Annotated in this window: 16 protein-coding genes and 3 pseudogenes; 11 read left to right on the top strand and 8 right to left on the bottom strand. The window is 48.3% G+C overall.

Annotation, left to right across the window (positions count from 1 at the left end; all coding sequences use genetic code 11):
• Nucleotides 1-107: 107 nt before the first annotated feature.
• The gene (locus AYY16_RS15860) at nucleotides 108-1853 is read left to right on the top strand and encodes a M16 family metallopeptidase (RefSeq protein ID WP_067368797.1); all 1746 of its coding nucleotides are present in this window, start codon (nucleotides 108-110) and stop codon (nucleotides 1851-1853) included.
• A gap of 94 nt (nucleotides 1854-1947) precedes the next feature.
• Here the strand turns inward: AYY16_RS15860 and AYY16_RS15865 are convergent, their stop codons facing one another.
• From AYY16_RS15865 to yhjD, 3 genes are all read right to left on the bottom strand, one after another.
• Nucleotides 1948-2976: a serine hydrolase domain-containing protein gene (locus AYY16_RS15865; RefSeq protein ID WP_067368801.1), complete on the bottom strand. Its 1029-nt coding sequence runs from the start codon at nucleotides 2974-2976 to the stop codon at nucleotides 1948-1950.
• 102 nt (nucleotides 2977-3078) lie between these two features.
• Nucleotides 3079-3285 (bottom strand): 2-hydroxymuconate tautomerase family protein, encoded by a 207-nt coding sequence (locus AYY16_RS15870; protein WP_067368804.1) that lies wholly within the window; start codon nucleotides 3283-3285, stop codon nucleotides 3079-3081.
• Between the two features lie 163 nt (nucleotides 3286-3448).
• Nucleotides 3449-4453, bottom strand: coding sequence for an inner membrane protein YhjD (gene yhjD / locus AYY16_RS15875; protein WP_067368806.1), 1005 nt, complete (start codon nucleotides 4451-4453; stop codon nucleotides 3449-3451).
• Between the two features lie 345 nt (nucleotides 4454-4798).
• On the opposite strand from yhjD, the gene AYY16_RS15880 reads away from it, so the two are divergent.
• The 3 genes from AYY16_RS15880 (at nucleotide 4799) to AYY16_RS20325 (ending at nucleotide 5932) form a co-directional block, all read left to right on the top strand.
• Nucleotides 4799-5191: a putative T6SS immunity periplasmic lipoprotein gene (locus tag AYY16_RS15880; protein WP_067368810.1), complete on the top strand. Its 393-nt coding sequence runs from the start codon at nucleotides 4799-4801 to the stop codon at nucleotides 5189-5191.
• A 92-nt stretch (nucleotides 5192-5283) separates the two neighbouring features.
• Nucleotides 5284-5787 (top strand): NleE/OspZ family T3SS effector cysteine methyltransferase, encoded by a 504-nt coding sequence (locus AYY16_RS15885; protein WP_067368813.1) that lies wholly within the window; start codon nucleotides 5284-5286, stop codon nucleotides 5785-5787.
• Nucleotides 5771-5932 carry a hypothetical protein gene (locus tag AYY16_RS20325; protein WP_156665016.1) on the top strand — a complete coding sequence of 54 codons (162 nt, stop codon included), beginning with the start codon at nucleotides 5771-5773 and terminating at the stop codon, nucleotides 5930-5932. Before AYY16_RS15885 ends, AYY16_RS20325 begins: the two co-directional genes overlap by 17 nt.
• Before the next feature lie 39 nt (nucleotides 5933-5971).
• Here the strand turns inward: AYY16_RS20325 and AYY16_RS15890 are convergent, their stop codons facing one another.
• Nucleotides 5972-6376, bottom strand: coding sequence for a DUF1090 domain-containing protein (locus tag AYY16_RS15890; protein ID WP_067368934.1), 405 nt, complete (start codon nucleotides 6374-6376; stop codon nucleotides 5972-5974).
• A gap of 188 nt (nucleotides 6377-6564) precedes the next feature.
• On the opposite strand from AYY16_RS15890, the gene AYY16_RS15895 reads away from it, so the two are divergent.
• The 3 genes from AYY16_RS15895 to AYY16_RS15905 all read left to right on the top strand — a co-directional run bounded on the left by AYY16_RS15895 (nucleotide 6565) and on the right by AYY16_RS15905 (nucleotide 9378).
• On the top strand, nucleotides 6565-7407 hold the full coding sequence (locus AYY16_RS15895) for a 23S rRNA (adenine(2030)-N(6))-methyltransferase RlmJ (protein WP_067368815.1): 843 nt from the start codon (nucleotides 6565-6567) through the stop codon (nucleotides 7405-7407).
• 72 nt (nucleotides 7408-7479) lie between these two features.
• On the top strand, nucleotides 7480-8832 hold the full coding sequence (gene gorA / locus AYY16_RS15900; RefSeq protein WP_067368818.1) for a glutathione-disulfide reductase: 1353 nt from the start codon (nucleotides 7480-7482) through the stop codon (nucleotides 8830-8832).
• A gap of 366 nt (nucleotides 8833-9198) precedes the next feature.
• The gene (locus AYY16_RS15905; RefSeq protein WP_067368821.1) at nucleotides 9199-9378 is read left to right on the top strand and encodes a hypothetical protein; all 180 of its coding nucleotides are present in this window, start codon (nucleotides 9199-9201) and stop codon (nucleotides 9376-9378) included.
• A gap of 82 nt (nucleotides 9379-9460) precedes the next feature.
• On the opposite strand, the gene idi is transcribed toward AYY16_RS15905, so the two are convergent.
• The 4 genes and pseudogenes from idi to mobA form a co-directional block, all read right to left on the bottom strand.
• Complete coding sequence (idi, locus tag AYY16_RS15910) at nucleotides 9461-9997, bottom strand: isopentenyl-diphosphate Delta-isomerase (RefSeq protein ID WP_067368827.1); 537 nt, start codon at nucleotides 9995-9997, stop codon at nucleotides 9461-9463.
• A gap of 133 nt (nucleotides 9998-10130) precedes the next feature.
• Nucleotides 10131-10433 carry an HdeA/HdeB family chaperone gene (locus AYY16_RS15915; RefSeq protein ID WP_067368829.1) on the bottom strand — a complete coding sequence of 101 codons (303 nt, stop codon included), beginning with the start codon at nucleotides 10431-10433 and terminating at the stop codon, nucleotides 10131-10133.
• 211 nt (nucleotides 10434-10644) lie between these two features.
• Nucleotides 10645-11151 (bottom strand): molybdopterin-guanine dinucleotide biosynthesis protein MobB, encoded by a 507-nt coding sequence (gene mobB, locus AYY16_RS21230; protein ID WP_223861240.1) that lies wholly within the window; start codon nucleotides 11149-11151, stop codon nucleotides 10645-10647.
• Between the two features lie 57 nt (nucleotides 11152-11208).
• A pseudogene (gene mobA / locus AYY16_RS21235) lies at nucleotides 11209-11751 on the bottom strand (molybdenum cofactor guanylyltransferase MobA); the annotation flags it as partial.
• Between the two features lie 344 nt (nucleotides 11752-12095).
• Between mobA and AYY16_RS15925 the strand changes: the two are divergent.
• The 4 genes and pseudogenes from AYY16_RS15925 to polA all read left to right on the top strand — a co-directional run bounded on the left by AYY16_RS15925 (nucleotide 12096) and on the right by polA (nucleotide 17204).
• Nucleotides 12096-12365 carry a YihD family protein gene (locus AYY16_RS15925; RefSeq protein WP_067368938.1) on the top strand — a complete coding sequence of 90 codons (270 nt, stop codon included), beginning with the start codon at nucleotides 12096-12098 and terminating at the stop codon, nucleotides 12363-12365.
• 15 nt (nucleotides 12366-12380) lie between these two features.
• A pseudogene (locus tag AYY16_RS15930) lies at nucleotides 12381-13366 on the top strand (serine/threonine protein kinase).
• An 18-nt stretch (nucleotides 13367-13384) separates the two neighbouring features.
• Nucleotides 13385-14008 (top strand): thiol:disulfide interchange protein DsbA, encoded by a 624-nt coding sequence (gene dsbA / locus AYY16_RS15935; RefSeq protein WP_067368942.1) that lies wholly within the window; start codon nucleotides 13385-13387, stop codon nucleotides 14006-14008.
• A 396-nt stretch (nucleotides 14009-14404) separates the two neighbouring features.
• Nucleotides 14405-17204: pseudogene (gene polA / locus AYY16_RS15940) on the top strand (DNA polymerase I).
• The last annotated feature ends 233 nt before the right edge of the window (nucleotides 17205-17437 follow it).

The following is a 17437-nucleotide window of genomic DNA, read 5'->3' on the forward strand; positions in this document are numbered from 1 at the left end:
CCGGTCAGTTTTGCCTGCGCATTGTCGCCTGACGTCATATTATTTCCGGCATCAGTGGTAAACCTCAGAAGAAGGCATACCAGGGATTCATATCAAAAGAGGTTAGTATGCAACGCTCTTATTTACGTGTTTTACTCGGTGGCGTCCTGATTGCAGCCACGTCACAGTTACACGCAGAAGCATTACAGCCTGATCCGGCATGGCAGCAGGGAAAGCTGGCAAACGGATTTAACTGGCAACTACTGCAAACCCCGCAGCGTCCGAATGACCGGGTCCAGTTGCGTCTTTCTGTACAGACCGGCTCGATGATGGAGAAATCCGCTGAAAAAGGGTTTTCTTATCTCATTCCGAAAGTGGTGATGTTCAATAGCCAGAGCCTGAATACACAGCAGCTTTCTCATTTGCTGAATAATGCTATTGACCCGAATATGCCGCTGCCGCCGGCTATTGTCTCTTATGATTTCACCTTATATAACCTGAGTCTGCCGAATAATAATCCGGAACTTTTGAAAGAAGCACTGAGCTGGATGGCGGATGTATCAGGACACGGTATCTTTAATCAGGATACGGTTGCCGGCGCACTCGCCGCACCAAATTCACCGATTGCCACTTATCCGCCGAATATTAACGATCCTATCTGGAAAGTCCGGATAAAAGGCACCACATTACAGGGTTTTGATCCGCTGCCACCAGTTGCGGATAAAATTGATGTGGATGCACTGAATAATTTTTATCAGCGCTGGTATACGCCGGACATGGTGACACTGTATGTTGCCGGACCGGTCGATAAACGTGCGCTGGAAGACGGCATCAATAAAGCATTTTCCGGGCTGGAAGGTAAGCGGCAGGCCCCTGTCAGTGTGGCAACGCTGCCACCGATGAAGCCCCTGTCTGTCCATGCGGTAAGCGAAAATCAGAAAGAAGACGTTCTGTCGCTGGTCTGGGATCTGAACTGGTCATCTGTCAAAGATTCTGCTGCATTGAACCGTTACTGGCTGAACGATCTGGCCCGCGAGGCACTTTTCGGTGCATTGCAACAGAGTATGGGCAAGAAAAACGAAAAGTTTATGGCAATGAATATGGATTGCCGGATGCAGTATCAGCGCGCCAGTTGCATGTTGAGTGTACAGGCACCGAATGAAAAAATACCGGCGATTACAGCAGAGCTGGCGGGTGAACTGGCTGTCCTGAAAGAAAAGGGTATTTCTGCCGACAGTTTTAACGGGCTGATTGCCCTGAAACAGGCGCAGCTTCAGCAATTGTTTGCTATCTACGCCCGGACGACCACCGACATTCTGATTAACCAGCGTCTGATGTCTCAGCAGAGTAATATCATTGATATTCCGCCGGAACAGTATCAGCGCCTGCGTCAGTTATTTCTGAACAGCCTGACGCCGGAAGTTCTGAATGCTGAAATTCATGCGATTTTAGAGCAGGATACCGGGTTTATTTTCACTCAGCCGAAAGGGGAGCCGGAAATGAACGTGGAACAATTGCGTGCGCAGTTTGATAAAGTAATGCATCCGGGTAAAGCGGTTGCTGCGGCAGAGAAAGCCGCATCAGTAGCTGAAAAAGCAGCAGCTGATGCAGAACAGGCTAAAGCGGAACAGGCAGAAAAAGTTGCTGAAGCTGCAGAGAAAGCTACCACTGAAAAAGCGGCTGCTGAAAAAATAGCTGCAGAGCAGGCAAATTCACAGCCGGCACAGCCTGCTGAAGCGCAGGCACCTTTATCTGTCGTCAAACCGGCCGAACCGGAAAAACCGGCTGTCGCACCGGCAAAGAAAGGTGAGCAGCCAGGTAATGCGGAGCCACCGGCCGCGGATAACGCAGGCGCCGATGGTGTCAGCGCCTGATATCGTTATTACAGACTGACAGGCTTGTCTGTCATATTAAGGGGTATCTCCGGATGCCCCTTTTTATTATTATTTTTCCGGGAAATCAGAGCGCTTAGTCATCATTCTGACACAGACGGGTTTCCAGCAGATTCATCAGCCACGGGCGGGTATCCCGGCTGTTAACAAACCCGGCGGCGGCAATCTTTTTCTGCGGATGGTAGTAGGCAGCAGTACCCCAGAATCCCAGGTGATACCAGAGTGTCTGACCTTCTCTTTTAGTGACCATCATCCCTGCCCGGTAATCTTCTGCACCATCGTGCGAACCTTGTTTCAGCATTTCTTCAAGCGTGCCGGGACTGTCAAAAATACGACCTTCAAACAGATGCGCCATAAACATGGCTAAATCTTTTACTGACATGACCAATCCGCCACCGCCGTAGAGATCCATTGTCGGGCTGATGGTATCGCCGTCGATATTACCGAGATACTGATGCGCCCGTGGCGGCAGCCCCGCCGGAACCGGCTCATACACTTCCCAATATGCGGATGTCATTCCCAATGCATCAAAGCGGAGCAACTCGCGGACAGCCTGCGCCAGCGGCAACTGTGTGATGCGCTCAATAATATCCGCCAGTAATAAATAGCCGGTATCAGAGTAGAGAAAACAGGTGCCGGGAGCCATCAGCGGATATCCGCGGCTGACATAAAGGCGGATCTGCTCATCCCGCGTCCAGATATGACCGGGATCGGCAAGCACCTCTTTAACATAGTGCTCGTCTGCATGGTCATACAGTCCGGCACTATGGCTGAGAAGATGGCGGACAGTGATTGCCGTCAGGTCGTAGCCTGCGTCTGTCAGCCATTGTGCATATTGCGGGGTGATGAGCGGCCCGACCGGGGCATTCAGAGCGAGTTTATTCAGTTCATACAGCCGCAGGATGGCGGCGGCTGTAAATGTTTTGGTGTTACTGGCTATCCGGATCGGGGTATCCGGTGTGACGGGTGTGCTGTCAGTCTTACTCAGACCGCCGTGTGCCAGCCCGTCAGGGATTTCGCAGCCTTCGCCGGTAAAATATATTGCCGTTGCAAAACCGGCGGGCTGAACATTCTGCAACAGGGCAGACAGATTTTGAGTTGGCATAGTCAGGTCACCTCAATCATTAACAAATCAAAAAGATATGTGAGATGACAACAATATGACAGAAATAAAAAGGCGGGAATACCCGCCTCAGGGTGGTACAGGCTATTTTTTCGCGTCAGCACGTAATTTTGTTACTGTTTTCCCGCCGACACCCCAGTTGTCTGTTTCCACTTCATCAATAATCACAAAGGTGGACGCCGGATTTTTCCCCAGCACATCAACCAGTAACTGAGTCGCACCTTCAATCAGTTTCTGTTTTTGTTCTTCTGTCGCACCCTCTTTGGTGATGCGGATGTGTACAAATGGCATAGTAGCTCCTGATGATATACTCGTCATATTTCAGGATGCTGTTGACTTCGCTCAGCCCGCTGGGTCACATAGTTTACCTATGCTCCCCGGCGGTCGGAGCTTGTCGCCTGCATGCATCCAGAATTATTTAGAGTATATACCTTTATGCATTCAAACCGCAGGTTCATTGGTTGCACTCAGCTATTTTATTTTTTTGAATATCTGTCGCAATCCAGGCCGCAGACACGAGGATCAGCCTGGCGAAGAAATAAAAGAATGCCATCAACCCGATAACTGAACCAAACGCCGCTCCGGAAGGGGATGCCGCCATATTCGGCAGCAGCCAGGTCATAATTGTTTTCAGGATCTCAAACCCGATCGCCGCCAGCAATGTTCCTTTCAGCAGTGATGTCCGGTTCAGTTTCATGCGGGGCAGGAACCAGAAAATCCACGTAAACAGCAGGTAGTTTGCCAGAATCGAAATTGTCAACCCGATAACTGTCCAGACCGGGCGCAGCCATTCAATCGAATCCAGCCCTAAAAACTGCACAATAGTTGCCTGAGCTGAGCCGGCAACCGATGTCAGTGTGAGGGTAATAATCAGGGCGACAAGCAGCCCGATGAGCGCCAGAAAATCCCGCAGGTAGCGCAGAAACATATTTTCTTTGATTTCCATATCCGGCTCCCATTGCTCATGGTACTGCGCGCGTATTGCCATCCGCAGATTACCCACCCAGTTCACCCCGGAATAGAGTGCCAGTGCCAGCCCTGTTAACCCGACTGTTGCACGTTGGCGGATAGCGGTATCAATACTGCGCTCAATAGTACCGGCGAGTGTCGGATCACTGATGCTGTTGGCAACACCACGGATAAGTTTTGTCAGCAGCTCCGGATTAAATGCAAGGGCATAACCGGCAGCGGCAAAAGACACCATCAGAATCGGGATCATGGATAGAAATGAGAAATAGGTAATCGCCGCACCAAACTGGCTTCCCATCCGGTCATTAAACCGGGTGGCGGTACGGAGAAGATGGGCGATAAACGGAATATCACGAATATAATTTCCGGCTTTAACGCTCCATTTCAGGGCTTTTTTTCCCTGTTTTATTCCCTCATCAAAATTTTTGCGCAGGGGCTTGATTGATGATGTGTCGTTGCCGTTCTCCGGTATGTCATTTTCCCGGTCCATGTATCCTCGCTTGTTCAAAAATTGATTCGGTTTAAGTTTACTACATGACAAACCCGATGAACAATTCAGGTTCGCGTCGTGAATATAGAGATAAAAACACGATATGTTATATGGTTTTCACGGGCTTAAGAATTTCCCGATTGATTAATCCACGTAAAAATACTTTATTATCGGCACTTATTCTTACGCAGAATAAGATGAATCAATATGGCGCAATGATATGTTCACCGAATGAATAAATAATGTGTATTTATCAGGCGTTATTATTTTTGTTTTTCTTTTACATTCACACTGAATAAATGAAAATGTTTATCTTTAATAAAAAAAACAGGGCGTGCGCTGCTGGTGGTACTGATCGGACTGAGTTCCGGTGCGTGTGTGTATAAACCGGATGGCCCGCATTCGCCTGCCAGGGTTATTATCGTCTCCAATCAGGTATGTATTATCACGTCTCCTGCCGGGGATGAAAAATTAGCCCGCCTGGATATTGATGAAATCGGCAGTGAAAATAAGCGATTGCTGACGCACACATTTACACCGCAGCAGGCTGTTATCGGGAAACACCGCTGTATTTCCACACTGAATTATCCGTTCAGAAGCGGAAAATCCTATACTGCATTAATTACGGTGGAGTCAGATGTTAAGCGCAGTCTCGGGATAATCCCGAACACGCGGAATTTTGATGCCCGCTTTCAGCTGACTGATTATTTCGGACAGTTACGGGCGACAGAATATTGATCAGTATAACGTAATACAAAAAAGGGTGGTTTTATAATAGTTTGTTATCGGGTGCCTGTTTATATAGTGTTTTTTTGTATGAGAAAACAAACATGAATGTGAATAATCACACTGAATTGCACCTGCAGGATAGTCTGTTGCCGGAAAATAATGATATGCACCCGCGGATCGGTATGATTTATCCGCAATGTAATGCATCAGATTTAAATTGTGACCCGGAGGGTTACAGGCAGCATCCGGATATATTTACGCTGAAATATGATGAAACCCGGCGTGAGATTCTGGCATTTTCCGGTACCTGTTGTGAAACCGGAACGGTTCATCCCTGCTCAGTTAATAATCCGTCAGACAGTTGGCTGAGTGTGGTTAAGGGATTGCGCCCGCTGGGGCAATTCAGTGTGAGGTCACTTTATGACCCGGTTCTTCACGGGTTGTATGACACACCGGAGCTGGGTATAAAATGCTTCCTGAAACAAGGTGATATTAATATTTATATCATCCTGGTATACCGTCGTGACAGTGATAAAGGTGAGACGGGAGCGCTGGATTTTATTGCTCTGATGAACGAAAAAAAAAACAATGATGGAAAGTGGTGAAGGAACTCACGAAGAGCGGGTTTATTATTCAGAATATACGCTTGGCCGCCGGTTCGGAGAGTTATTGCATTATGATCCTGCGGACATTCAGCACTATGAAACAATGATGAAAAACCGGCTGGATTATCTGAAATCACCTCAGTAATAAGAGTGCGCGCACCCGGCTTAATCGGGTGCGCTGCTATTATTTTAATAATGTATCCAGTTCTGACTGCGCCGTTTTTAATTTGGCTTCAGCTTCTGCCAGTTTGCGCTCCCGTTTGGCGATTTTTGCCTTATCGCCTTTATCGATAGCTTTTTGCAAATCTGCTTTTTGTTCCGCAACCTCTTTTGTCCGGTCATTAATTTCGTTGCGGGCATCATTACGCAGGCTGTCCGGTGTGCAGTAAGTTTCTACATTTTGCAATGCGCGCTCCAGTCCCTGTACCCGATACGTATTGCCGTGTGCTTTGGCATAGCGGATCTGCTCTGTAATTTTATCTTTTTTGATTTCACAGCCATTCTGCGCACTTATTGCAGATGTACTCATCAGTAACGCACCCAGTCCGAAAGCCAGAGCCGACAGGGCGGCAGATTTAAATCGTGTCATATTTACCTCGTGATTAATCTGATTCATCTTTTTATGACCTTTAATATCCGTAACGGTTCACATGTATCAGTACAGACGGGGAAAGGGCGTTGGTTCTTTCCTGCAAAAATAAGGTTATACTGAGCCATTAAATTTGTACTGATATTCTTGTTCCGGGTGGTTCACACCCGACCATCTGAGGCCCATGTATGCTTAGTTACCGCCACAGCTTTCACGCCGGCAATCATGCGGATGTGTTAAAGCACACCGTCCAGAGTCTGATCATTGAGTCATTAAAAGAGAAAGACAAACCGTTTTTGTATCTGGATACGCACGCAGGCGCCGGGCGTTATCAGCTCAGTGGTGAGCATGCCGAACGAACCGGAGAATACCTGGAAGGGATTGGACGGCTCTGGGCACAGGAAGCCTGTCCTGAAGAACTGACCGCTTATCTGGAGGCCGTCAGTGCACTGAATCCGCGCAAAGAACTGCGTTTTTATCCGGGCTCACCGCTGATCGCCGCACATCTGCTGCGTTACGATGACAAACTGAGTCTCAGTGAATTGCATCCGTCTGATTTTCCGCTGCTGCGCAGCGAATTCAGTGGTGACTACCGCGCCCGTGTTATCCGCGAAGATGGTTATCAGCAGCTGCGCTCACAATTACCGCCACAGTCCCGCCGTGGTCTGGTTCTGATTGATCCGCCGTATGAAATGAAAACGGATTATCAGGATGTGGTAAAAGGTGTTCAGGAAGGTTACCGCCGTTTTGCAACCGGCACTTATGCAATCTGGTATCCGGTTGTGATGCGCCAGCAAATCAAGCGTATGGTAAAAGAGTTTCAGGCAACAGGTATCCGCAAAATTCTGCAAATCGAACTGGCGGTGCGCCCTGACAGTGATCAGCGCGGCATGACAGCATCCGGCATGATTGTTATCAATCCGCCGTGGAAACTGGAATCACAAATGAAAGCCGTGTTACCGTGGCTGCATAATGTACTGGTGCCGGAAGGTACGGGTCATACACGGGTTGAATGGATTACGCCGGAATAATTAGTTTCCGCCGCCTGTACTACATCTGCGGCGGGTGTTTATGTATTGACTGATAAATGGAACAAGCCAACTATGAGCAAACATTACGACTATATTGCAATCGGCGGCGGCAGTGCCGGGATTGCCTCTGTGAACCGTGCAGCGATGTACGGGCAGAAATGCGCCCTGATTGAAGCGAAAGCCCTCGGTGGTACGTGTGTTAATGTCGGTTGTGTCCCGAAAAAAGTGATGTGGTATGGCGCGCAGATTGCCGAAGCTATCCGCCAGTATGGTCCGGATTACGGATTTGATACCACGGTAAATCACTTTAGCTGGGAAAAACTGCTGGAAAGCCGTTCTGCGTATATCGATCGTATTCACCAGTCTTATGAGCGTGTTCTGGGCAACAACAAAGTTGATGTTATAACCGGCTTTGCCCGTTTTAAAGATGCGCATACCGTGGAAGTGAACGGCGAAACTTATACGGCGGATCATATCCTGGTCGCGACCGGCGGTCGTCCGGTGGCGCCATCTGTTCCGGGTGCGGAATACGGTATTGATTCAGATGGTTTCTTTGCGCTGAAAGCGCTGCCGAAGCGCGTGGCGATTGTCGGTGCGGGCTATATTGCTGTTGAGTTGGCAGGCGTTCTGAATGCTCTGGGCAGCGAAGCACACCTGTTTGTCCGCAAACATGCACCATTGCGTAATTTTGATCCGCTGATTGTGGAAACGCTGGTGGAAATTATGAACACGGAAGGACCGGCTCTGCATACCAATTCCGTACCGAAAGCGGTCGTGAAAAATGCAGATGGCAGTCTGACACTGCAACTGGAAAATGGTCACGAACAGATAGTGGATTGCCTTATCTGGGCTATCGGACGTGAACCGGCAACGGATAACATCAATCTGGATGTCACCGGTGTGGCACGCAATGACCGTGGTTTCATTCAGGTGGATAAATTCCAGAATACCTCTGTTTCCGGTGTGTATGCGGTAGGCGACAATACGGGTGCGGTTGAACTGACCCCGGTTGCAGTTGCGGCGGGTCGCCGTCTCTCCGAGCGTCTTTTCAATAATAAACCGGATGAGCATCTCGATTACAGCAATATCCCGACCGTGGTATTCAGCCACCCGGCAATCGGTACTGTCGGCTTAACAGAGCCGCAGGCGATTGAGCAGTATGGCGCAGATAATGTGACATGCTACAAATCCTCTTTCACAGCAATGTACACCGCTGTGACCAGCCACCGCCAGCCATGCAAAATGAAACTGGTCTGCGCCGGAAAAGAGGAAAAAGTCGTCGGTATTCATGGCATCGGTTACGGCATGGATGAAATATTACAGGGCTTCGCGGTGGCACTGAAAATGGGTGCGACCAAAAAAGACTTTGATAATACCGTGGCAATCCACCCGACTGCGTCAGAAGAATTTGTAACGATGCGGTGATACACTTAATGTGTACTGTTTAGTTTCATAGAAAACTGACCTTAAATGGTCAGTTTTTATATTTAACTCCCCATTCCTGACGGTTGTAATAACGTTATTAATATAAATCGTTGCTAACCTAATTATCACTTCATAAATTAAACGTATTTAATTGTCCATATTAAAAGGTGACTCAGGAAGAGAGTGTTTACCTGTTTTTATGGTATTTCTGCGTTTTGATTTGTTAAATAAACAGGTTGATTACCTAATTCAGTTAAATATCGGATGTTTTTTTGTTGCTAATATAAAAAAAATAGGTTAAATTTATTCAAAGAAAAGCGCAATTAACCAAGGATGTCATTAATTAATCTATAAAAGGATGTAATTATGAGAAAATTATCGAATAATGAAATGAACGCAGTTAGTGGCAGCGGTGGTGTGGTGAGTAATAAAGTAAATCCACCGGTATCCGATGTTGTCAGACCAAACCCGATCAGTAGTCTTCTGGAATTTGGCAGGAATATAATCGGTTTAATTCGTAATATATTTCCTATCAAATATAATTAATTATATTTAATATAGTAAACGAAAATGCTAAATCAGTATGATATCTGAAAGCCTCATAAAACATTTTTTTATGAGGCCTTTTCTATTTCGGGTCATGTGAGATATTAAATAGTACCGTCTCTCTTAACTTTTTTAAAATAACTTTGAACCAAACAGTGAATCGCTCAGGATGATTTTTCACTTCTCTGTCTAAATCCGGCAGTGATATCCAGCGTACAGCGGCAACTTCTTCCGGGTTGAGGGAAAATACTCCGTTATAGTGCCCGGTGAACAGGTGATCGTATTCATGCTCAATCAGTGCAGGCGGAACATCTGCGTGGTAAATAATATGCCCCGCAGCGCGAAGCGGGCAGGTTATTCCCAGTTCTTCCTGTAAACGGCGCTGTGTTGCTTCTTCCAGTGTTTCTCCCCGGCGCGGGTGGCTGCAACAACTGTTTGCCCATAATCCGCCTGAATGGTATTTGGTGAGTGCGCGTTGCTGGAGAAGTAATTCGCCCGCGTCATTAAATAAGAATACAGAAAATGCACGGTGCAGCAGACCAAGCTGGTGAACCCGGAGCTTTTCGTCATGCCCGATGACGCAATCATGTTCATCAACCAGAATCAGTTCGTCACTCATTAATTTATTCATCCGGGAAAAATGTTATCAGAGGGACGTACTTTATCAAATCTGTAAAGGAAAGGTTGTGGGAATAATGGCAAAAAAAACGCCGGAAAGTATTTTCCGGCATCTTATAATTTAGTGGCAGGGGTTATTTATTACGGGCAGCTAAGTAATCCTGTAAGGTACCTTCAGGATATTTTTTACAGAATTCAACGATTTTCGGTGCTTCTGCCACCCCTTTTTCAGACAGTGCGACAAAGTCACCGCCCGGATATTGCGTATCTTTGCTGATAACCCACAGGGCAACCGGCGCCCAGCTTTGCGGGTTCAAATCGACATACTGTTTGCAGGTCATTTTATCAGGCACCTGAATATCAGCGGGCTCTGCGAGTGCCACAGACGAAAACGCACTTGCTGCAACCAGACATGCGGTAACAAAATACTTTTTCATAATAAATAAACCTCATTTTTTATTTTCAGGAAACAGAATGAATACGTTTTCAGAATAGATTAAATCCTGCCTTATTCAATATTCCGGAGTTTTTAAAATGAAAATAATAATATTAAAGGGTTATTTTAAAATAAAAAAGCATGTGATACAGAAAAACACTCATATCGGGCCGGCAGACACCATTTTGTATCAGTCCCGATATGAGTAATGGTTACGGATTAAGCGGATTCTCTGTCAGCCAGCGCACAATAAAATCCCGGATGGCCGCTATATCATTGATATCCATCTGTGGTACTGAAACATCGCTCCGGGGAATGTCGCAGGCAAATGCAATCACAAATTCATCGAGCAGTGTCTGATACGGACGGTCAACCACATCGCGGTACAGGGCTATTTTCGGCACCGCTTCGCCTTTAAATCCTTCGACCAGGATAAGATCCAACTGCCTGCTGTCAAACCGGGCGGCAAGTTGTGCAAGATCAGGCTCCGCACCGCCCGGAGTTTCCGTCATCAGTGCAAAACGTTCCTGACTGACCACCAGGGTTTGGTACGCACCTGCTTTGCGCAGTTCGTAACTGTCTTTCCCCGGGGTATCCACATCCATATCGTGATGCGTGTGTTTGACCAGACCAATCCGCAGACCGGCATCCCGCAACAGCGGAATAAGCTTTTTCAGCATGGTCGTTTTGCCGGTGCCGCTGTAAGCCGTGACAGCCAGTAACGGAACCGGGTGGGGTAACTGATGCTGTTTTTCCCATTCACGGCACTCTGCAAAGGTATTGAGATTAACAAACTGATCAGCAGAAGCATCGAATGTGACGGCTTTTGCGCCGATCATATCCATAAACAGCAATAATTTCCGGTCGCCGTTGGTAAGGTAATTTCTCAGCGGCTCCGCCAGCGAGTGGTGACACAGTGCAAATGTCGGGTGCGCACGGGTGGTATCACAGGCGTAGGCACACAGGGAATTCCCTTTCTGCTGCCAGAGCGTGTCGGCGAGATTTTCCGGAAAAACCGGGACATCACACGGCACAAATAATACCCAGTCGTGGCGGGCATTTTCTAATCCTGCGAGCATACCGGCAAGCGGTCCCGGGAAATCCGGCAGTGTGTCACTGACCACGCGCAGACCGGTGGCGTGATAAGCCGCGATATGGCGGTTGGCATTGATAAAAATCTCATCCGCCTGGGGAGCAAGGTGCTTCACACTGTGTTGATAAAGCGGGATACCGCCCAGTAAAACCAGACCTTTATCCTGCCCCTGCATCCGGGTTGCCCGGCCACCGGCAAGGATACAGCCGCTGAGTTGCGTCATCATTTTTAATTTCTCTGACTATCTGCGATAAAAATTCTGACCTTATCTTAACAATGATTCCGGTATATACCCAACGTCATTCGAATTGCAGGCAGGCGGCAAGCTCCGGCTGCCGGGGAGCATAGATAAACTATGTGACCCGGTTATCTGAGCGCAGCCCAGACCCTGCAGTTTGAATGAATAAGGGTATAGTGAGCGCGAATATAAATGCAATGGATGCCATAATCGCGGATAATATGTCCGCTGTTATTACAACGCGTCAATATTTACGCATCCTGACAGTCCTGTTCTTTCCGGGACGGCGGATAATTGGTAATGTGTTACGTCTTGCTTATAAGGAATTTATTATGAAATGTCATCGTCTTAATGAAGTTATTGAACTTCTGCACCCTGTCTGGCAGCAGCACTCTGATCTGAATCTGATGCAGATGTTGCAAATGCTGGCAGATGAAGCCGGGTTTGAGGGCGAACTGTCTGATCTGACTGATGATATTCTGATTTACCACCTGAAAATGCGCGGATCTGATGCAACGGCTGAAATTCCGGGGCTGAAAAAAGATTACGAAGACGATTTTAAAACCGCGCTGTTACGTGCACGCGGCATTATCAAAGAGTAAAGAGTAATGCAGACTATCACACCGCCGGTTTTTACCTTTCAGGATTTCCGGCCTGATCGTCTGATAGACAGTCTGAGCCGTTACGGTATCTGGCTGGACTCCGGTTTAACCGAGCTGAACAGCTACGAAAACCGGGTCTATCAGTTTATGGATGAAAACCGCACCCGTTATGTGGTGAAATTTTATCGTCCCGCGCGCTGGAGTGAGCAGCAGATCCGCGAGGAGCATGAGCTGACACTGTCTCTGGCTGATGCCGGGTTGCCGGTCGCCGCCCCGCTGGTGTTTGATGGCGAAACCTTGCTGTCGCAGGACGGGTATATGTTCGCGCTCTTTCCGTCGATAGGCGGGCGGGCGTATGAAACGGATAATATTGACCAGTTGGAAAGTACCGGGCGTTTGCTCGGACGACTGCATCAGATTGGACGGGAGCGTGAGTTTCAGTACCGTCCGTCGATTACGTCGCAGGAGTATCTGATAGCTCCCCGGGAGATCCTTGCAGAATGCCCGCTTATTCCTAAAAAAGTGCGGAGCAGCTTTTTACAGGCGCTGGATACCCTGATCGCGGAGGTAACTGCGCGCTGGACCGGCGAATGGCAATCTATCCGGTTACACGGCGATTGCCATCCGGGAAATATTTTGTGGCGTGATGAGCGTGGCTGGTCGATTTCGACGATGCCCGCAACGGACCGGCAGTGCAGGATCTCTGGATGTTACTTAACGGGGATAATGATTCACGTCGCTATCAGTTAGATATTTTGCTGGAGGCGTATCAGGAATTTTGTGATTTTGATACGCGGGAACTGGCATTAATTGAGCCGCTGCGCGCTATGCGTATGGTTCACTTTTTATCCTGGGTAGCACGCCGCTGGCAGGATCCCGCTTTTCCGAAAGCTTTTCCATGGATGGCGGATAGTGATTTCTGGTCACAACAGCAGTCACTGATTACTGAACAGATAGCCGTACTGGCGGAACCGCCGCTGACGCGTTATCAGCCTTATTGATTTTCAGGAGATACAATGATGAAGAAGTTTTGGTTAGCAATGATGGGATTCGCGATGACATTCAGTGTGTTCGCCTCACCTGTTGCCGGCAAACAGTATACTGAACTTAACACTCCGGTTGCGAATCAGCCTGAGGTAGTGGAATTTTTCTCTTTCTATTGCCCGCATTGCTACCAGTTTGAAGAAAATTTCAAAGTACCGGAAGCCATCAATAAAAACCTGCCGGAAGGAACTAAACATGAACGCTATCATGTTGATTTCTTAGGCGGTCCTATGGGTCCTGAATTGACTAAAGCCTGGTCTGTGGCGATGGCGATGGGTGTGGAAGATAAAGTCACTCCGATTCTGTTCAAAGGGATCCAGGAAACCGGTACTATCAAAAATGCAGATGATGTACGTGCCGCTTTCATTCAGGCAGGTATCACCGGCGATGATTATGACGCCGCTGCGAACAGCATTTTTGTTAAATCTCTGATTGCCAAGCAGCAGAAAGCAGCCGCTGATTATAAATTACGTGGCGTTCCTGCGGTCTTCGTCAAGGGCAAATACCAGATCAACAATGGTGGTCTGGAAGTGAAAGACGTGGCGCAATACGGCAAAGCATTCTCTGACACTGTGAATTATTTACTGAAACAGAAGTAATTTCTGTTCAGGCAGTAACAATAAGAAGGAAGCTGGGTGACCGGTTTCCTTCTCTGTTTACAGCGTACCTGATATAAAGAGTAATGCGGAGAGCAAAAAGGCTATCCACATTAATCAATTGATTAGCGCGATAGATTATCTTGCTGTATTAGTTTATAACCTATTGATTTTTTTTGAGTGTGATTTTAACGATCTTCGCTATCGGCCGCGATTTACATAGCATTCATAAATTTATGCACAAACTTATCCACAGCTTTTCCCTTTTCGTGCCGCCAGCGGATGTATCTTAATCTGATGTATTTCTGAATTTCCGGTGACAGGCAATAAATGTCGTCTAATGCGGCGGTCTGTGGCATCCTACCCTCCGGACATTCATTCAATACCGTGAAGACAATTATGGCTCAGATTGCAGACAACCCGTTGATTTTAGTCGATGGTTCATCCTACCTCTATCGTGCATATCATGCATTTCCACCCCTGACGAACAGCGCAGGGCAGCCTACCGGCGCCATGTACGGCGTACTGAACATGTTGCGCAGCCTGGTGATGCAGTATGAATCCGGGCATGTGGCAGTCGTGTTTGATGCGAAAGGAAAAACATTCCGCGATGAACTGTTTGAAGACTATAAATCACACCGCCCGCCGATGCCGGACGATCTGCGTGAGCAGATAGCGCCGCTGCATGAAATGGTGGTGGCGATGGGAATGCCGCTGTTGTCTGTCTCCGGTGTTGAAGCGGATGATGTTATCGGTACGCTGGCAAAACAGGCCGCAGCACAGGGCCACCCGGTGCTTATCAGTACCGGTGATAAAGATATGGCGCAGTTAGTCACGCCGGATATCACGCTCATCAATACCATGAACAACACTATTCTCGGGCCTGAGGAAGTGGAAGCCAAATACGGTGTACCGCCGTCGCTGATTATTGATTATCTGGCACTGATGGGTGACTCTTCGGATAATATCCCGGGCGTGCCGGGTGTCGGCGAAAAAACAGCGCAGGCGCTGTTGCAGGGAATGGGCAGCCTGGATGATATCTATAAAGACCTGGATAAAATCGCGACATTGAGCTTTCGTGGTGCGAAAACACTGGCACCGAAAATGGAAGCCAATAAAGAGATGGCGTATCTCTCTTATACGCTGGCAACCATCAAAACCGATGTCGAGCTTGATCGCACCTGGGATTCTCTGACACTTGCCGAGCCGGATTTGGATAAGCTTCATGCATTATTCACGCAGTATGAATTCAGACGCTGGATAAGTGACCTGGAAAACGGCGGCTGGCTGGCGAAGAAAAGCGCCCGCAGCGCACCATCCAAAGCGGCGGTTACTGCTGCTGTACAGCCGGTGGCAGCTGCTCCGGTTGCTGATATCCCGGATATCAGCAGTGAAAACTATGAAACGATTCTCGATGAAGCCGCGCTGACCCGCTGGGCAGACATTCTGCGCAGTGCCGGTGAATTTGCATTTGATACCGAAACTGACAGTCTGGATAATCTTTCCGCGCGCCTGGTCGGTATGTCATTTGCCGCCAAAGCCGGACACGCTGCCTATCTGCCGATAGCGCATGATTATCTGGATGCACCGGATCAGCTCTCTCTTGATCAGGTACTGGCGGTAATGAAGCCGATTCTGGAAGATGAAAACTTACGTAAAATCGGGCAGAACCTGAAATTTGATCGCGGCATTATGGCGAATTATAAAGTGGAACTGCGCGGCATTGCGTTTGATACCATGCTTGAATCTTATGTACTTAACAGTGTCGCCGGTCGCCATGATATGGACAGCCTTGCAGACCGCCATCTGAATCATAAAACCACGACATTTGAAGAGATTGCCGGAAAGGGCAAAAAACAGCTGACGTTTAATCAGATCGCGCTGGAAGAAGCCGCCAATTATGCAGCGGAAGATGCTGATATCACGCTTATTCTGCATCAGGCACTTTATCCGCAGTTGGAAGCAGAAAAAAACGCTGCTGCATGTATATCGTGATATCGAAATGCCGCTGGTGCCGGTTCTTTCCCGTATGGAACGCACCGGGGTACTGATTGATTCTTCTGTGCTGGCGGTACAGTCTGTGGAAATTACCGCACGTCTGGATGAACTGGAAAAACAGGCGTTTACCATTGCCGGCGAAGAATTTAATCTCTCTTCACCAAAGCAGTTGCAAACCATTTTGTTTGAAAAGCTCAGCCTGCCGGTTGTCAAAAAAACACCGGGTGGCGCGCCGTCAACTAATGAAGAAGTATTGGAAGAGCTGGCAGATAATCACGAATTACCACGTGTGATCCTGGAGCACCGCAGTCTGTCCAAACTGAAAACGACCTATACGGATAAACTGCCGCAGATGGTAGATCCGAAAACCCGCCGTGTTCATACCTCTTACCACCAGGCGGTGACGGCAACCGGGCGTCTCTCTTCCCGTGATCCGAATCTCCAGAATATCCCTGTCAGAACAGATGAAGGCCGTCGTATCCGCCAGGCATTTATTGCCCGTGAGGGCTACCGCATCCTGGCTGCGGACTATTCACAGATTGAGCTGCGCATTATGGCGCATCTGTCGCAGGACAAAGGCTTGCTGAAAGCGTTTGCCGAAGGTAAAGATATCCACCGCGCAACCGCCGCAGAAGTCTTTGGTGTACCGCTTGAGCAGGTTACCGGCGATCAGCGCCGCAGTGCAAAAGCGATTAACTTCGGGCTGATTTATGGTATGAGCGCCTTTGGTCTGGCGCGCCAGCTCGGTATTGCGCGCAAAGAAGCGCAGCGCTATATGGATCTCTATTTTGAGCGCTATCCGGGCGTGCTGGATTATATGGCGCGTACCCGCGAACATGCTGCCGAAAAAGGCTATGTCGAAACTCTGGAAGGACGTCGCTTGTATCTGCCGGAAATTAATTCCCGCAACGGAATGCGCCGTAAAGCCGCAGAGCGCGAAGCGATCAATGCCCCGATGCAGGGCACCGCAGCCGATATCATCAAAAAAGCCATGATCGCAGTAGATGACTGGTTGCAGAAAGAGAAAGTTGATGCGCTGATGATCATGCAGGTACACGATGAATTAGTGTTCGAAGTCCGCGAAGATCAGACCGAAAGCATGGCAGAGAAGATAAAAGCACTGATGGAAGCGGCTATGACGCTGGATGTGCCGCTGCAGGTAGAGGCAGGAGTTGGCTTCAACTGGGACGAAGCCCATTAATGCGTCATCCTTCAGCCCACAGCTGCGTTCGCTGCACATCACGAGCCGGGTCACATACTGATGTATGCTCCCTTACGCGTCATCTTTCAATCTGTGGCGGCGTTGGCCGCACTCAGAAATCCGGGTCACATACTTGTGTATGCTCCCCGGATTTCTTCACTTGCCGCTTTGCCACAAATTGAAATCTATAGCGTAAAAAGGCGGTGGAATGATAAAAATAACTGAGGTATCAG

It is taken from the genome of Morganella psychrotolerans (assembly GCF_001676155.1).
GTDB classification, from domain to species: domain Bacteria; phylum Pseudomonadota; class Gammaproteobacteria; order Enterobacterales; family Enterobacteriaceae; genus Morganella; species Morganella psychrotolerans.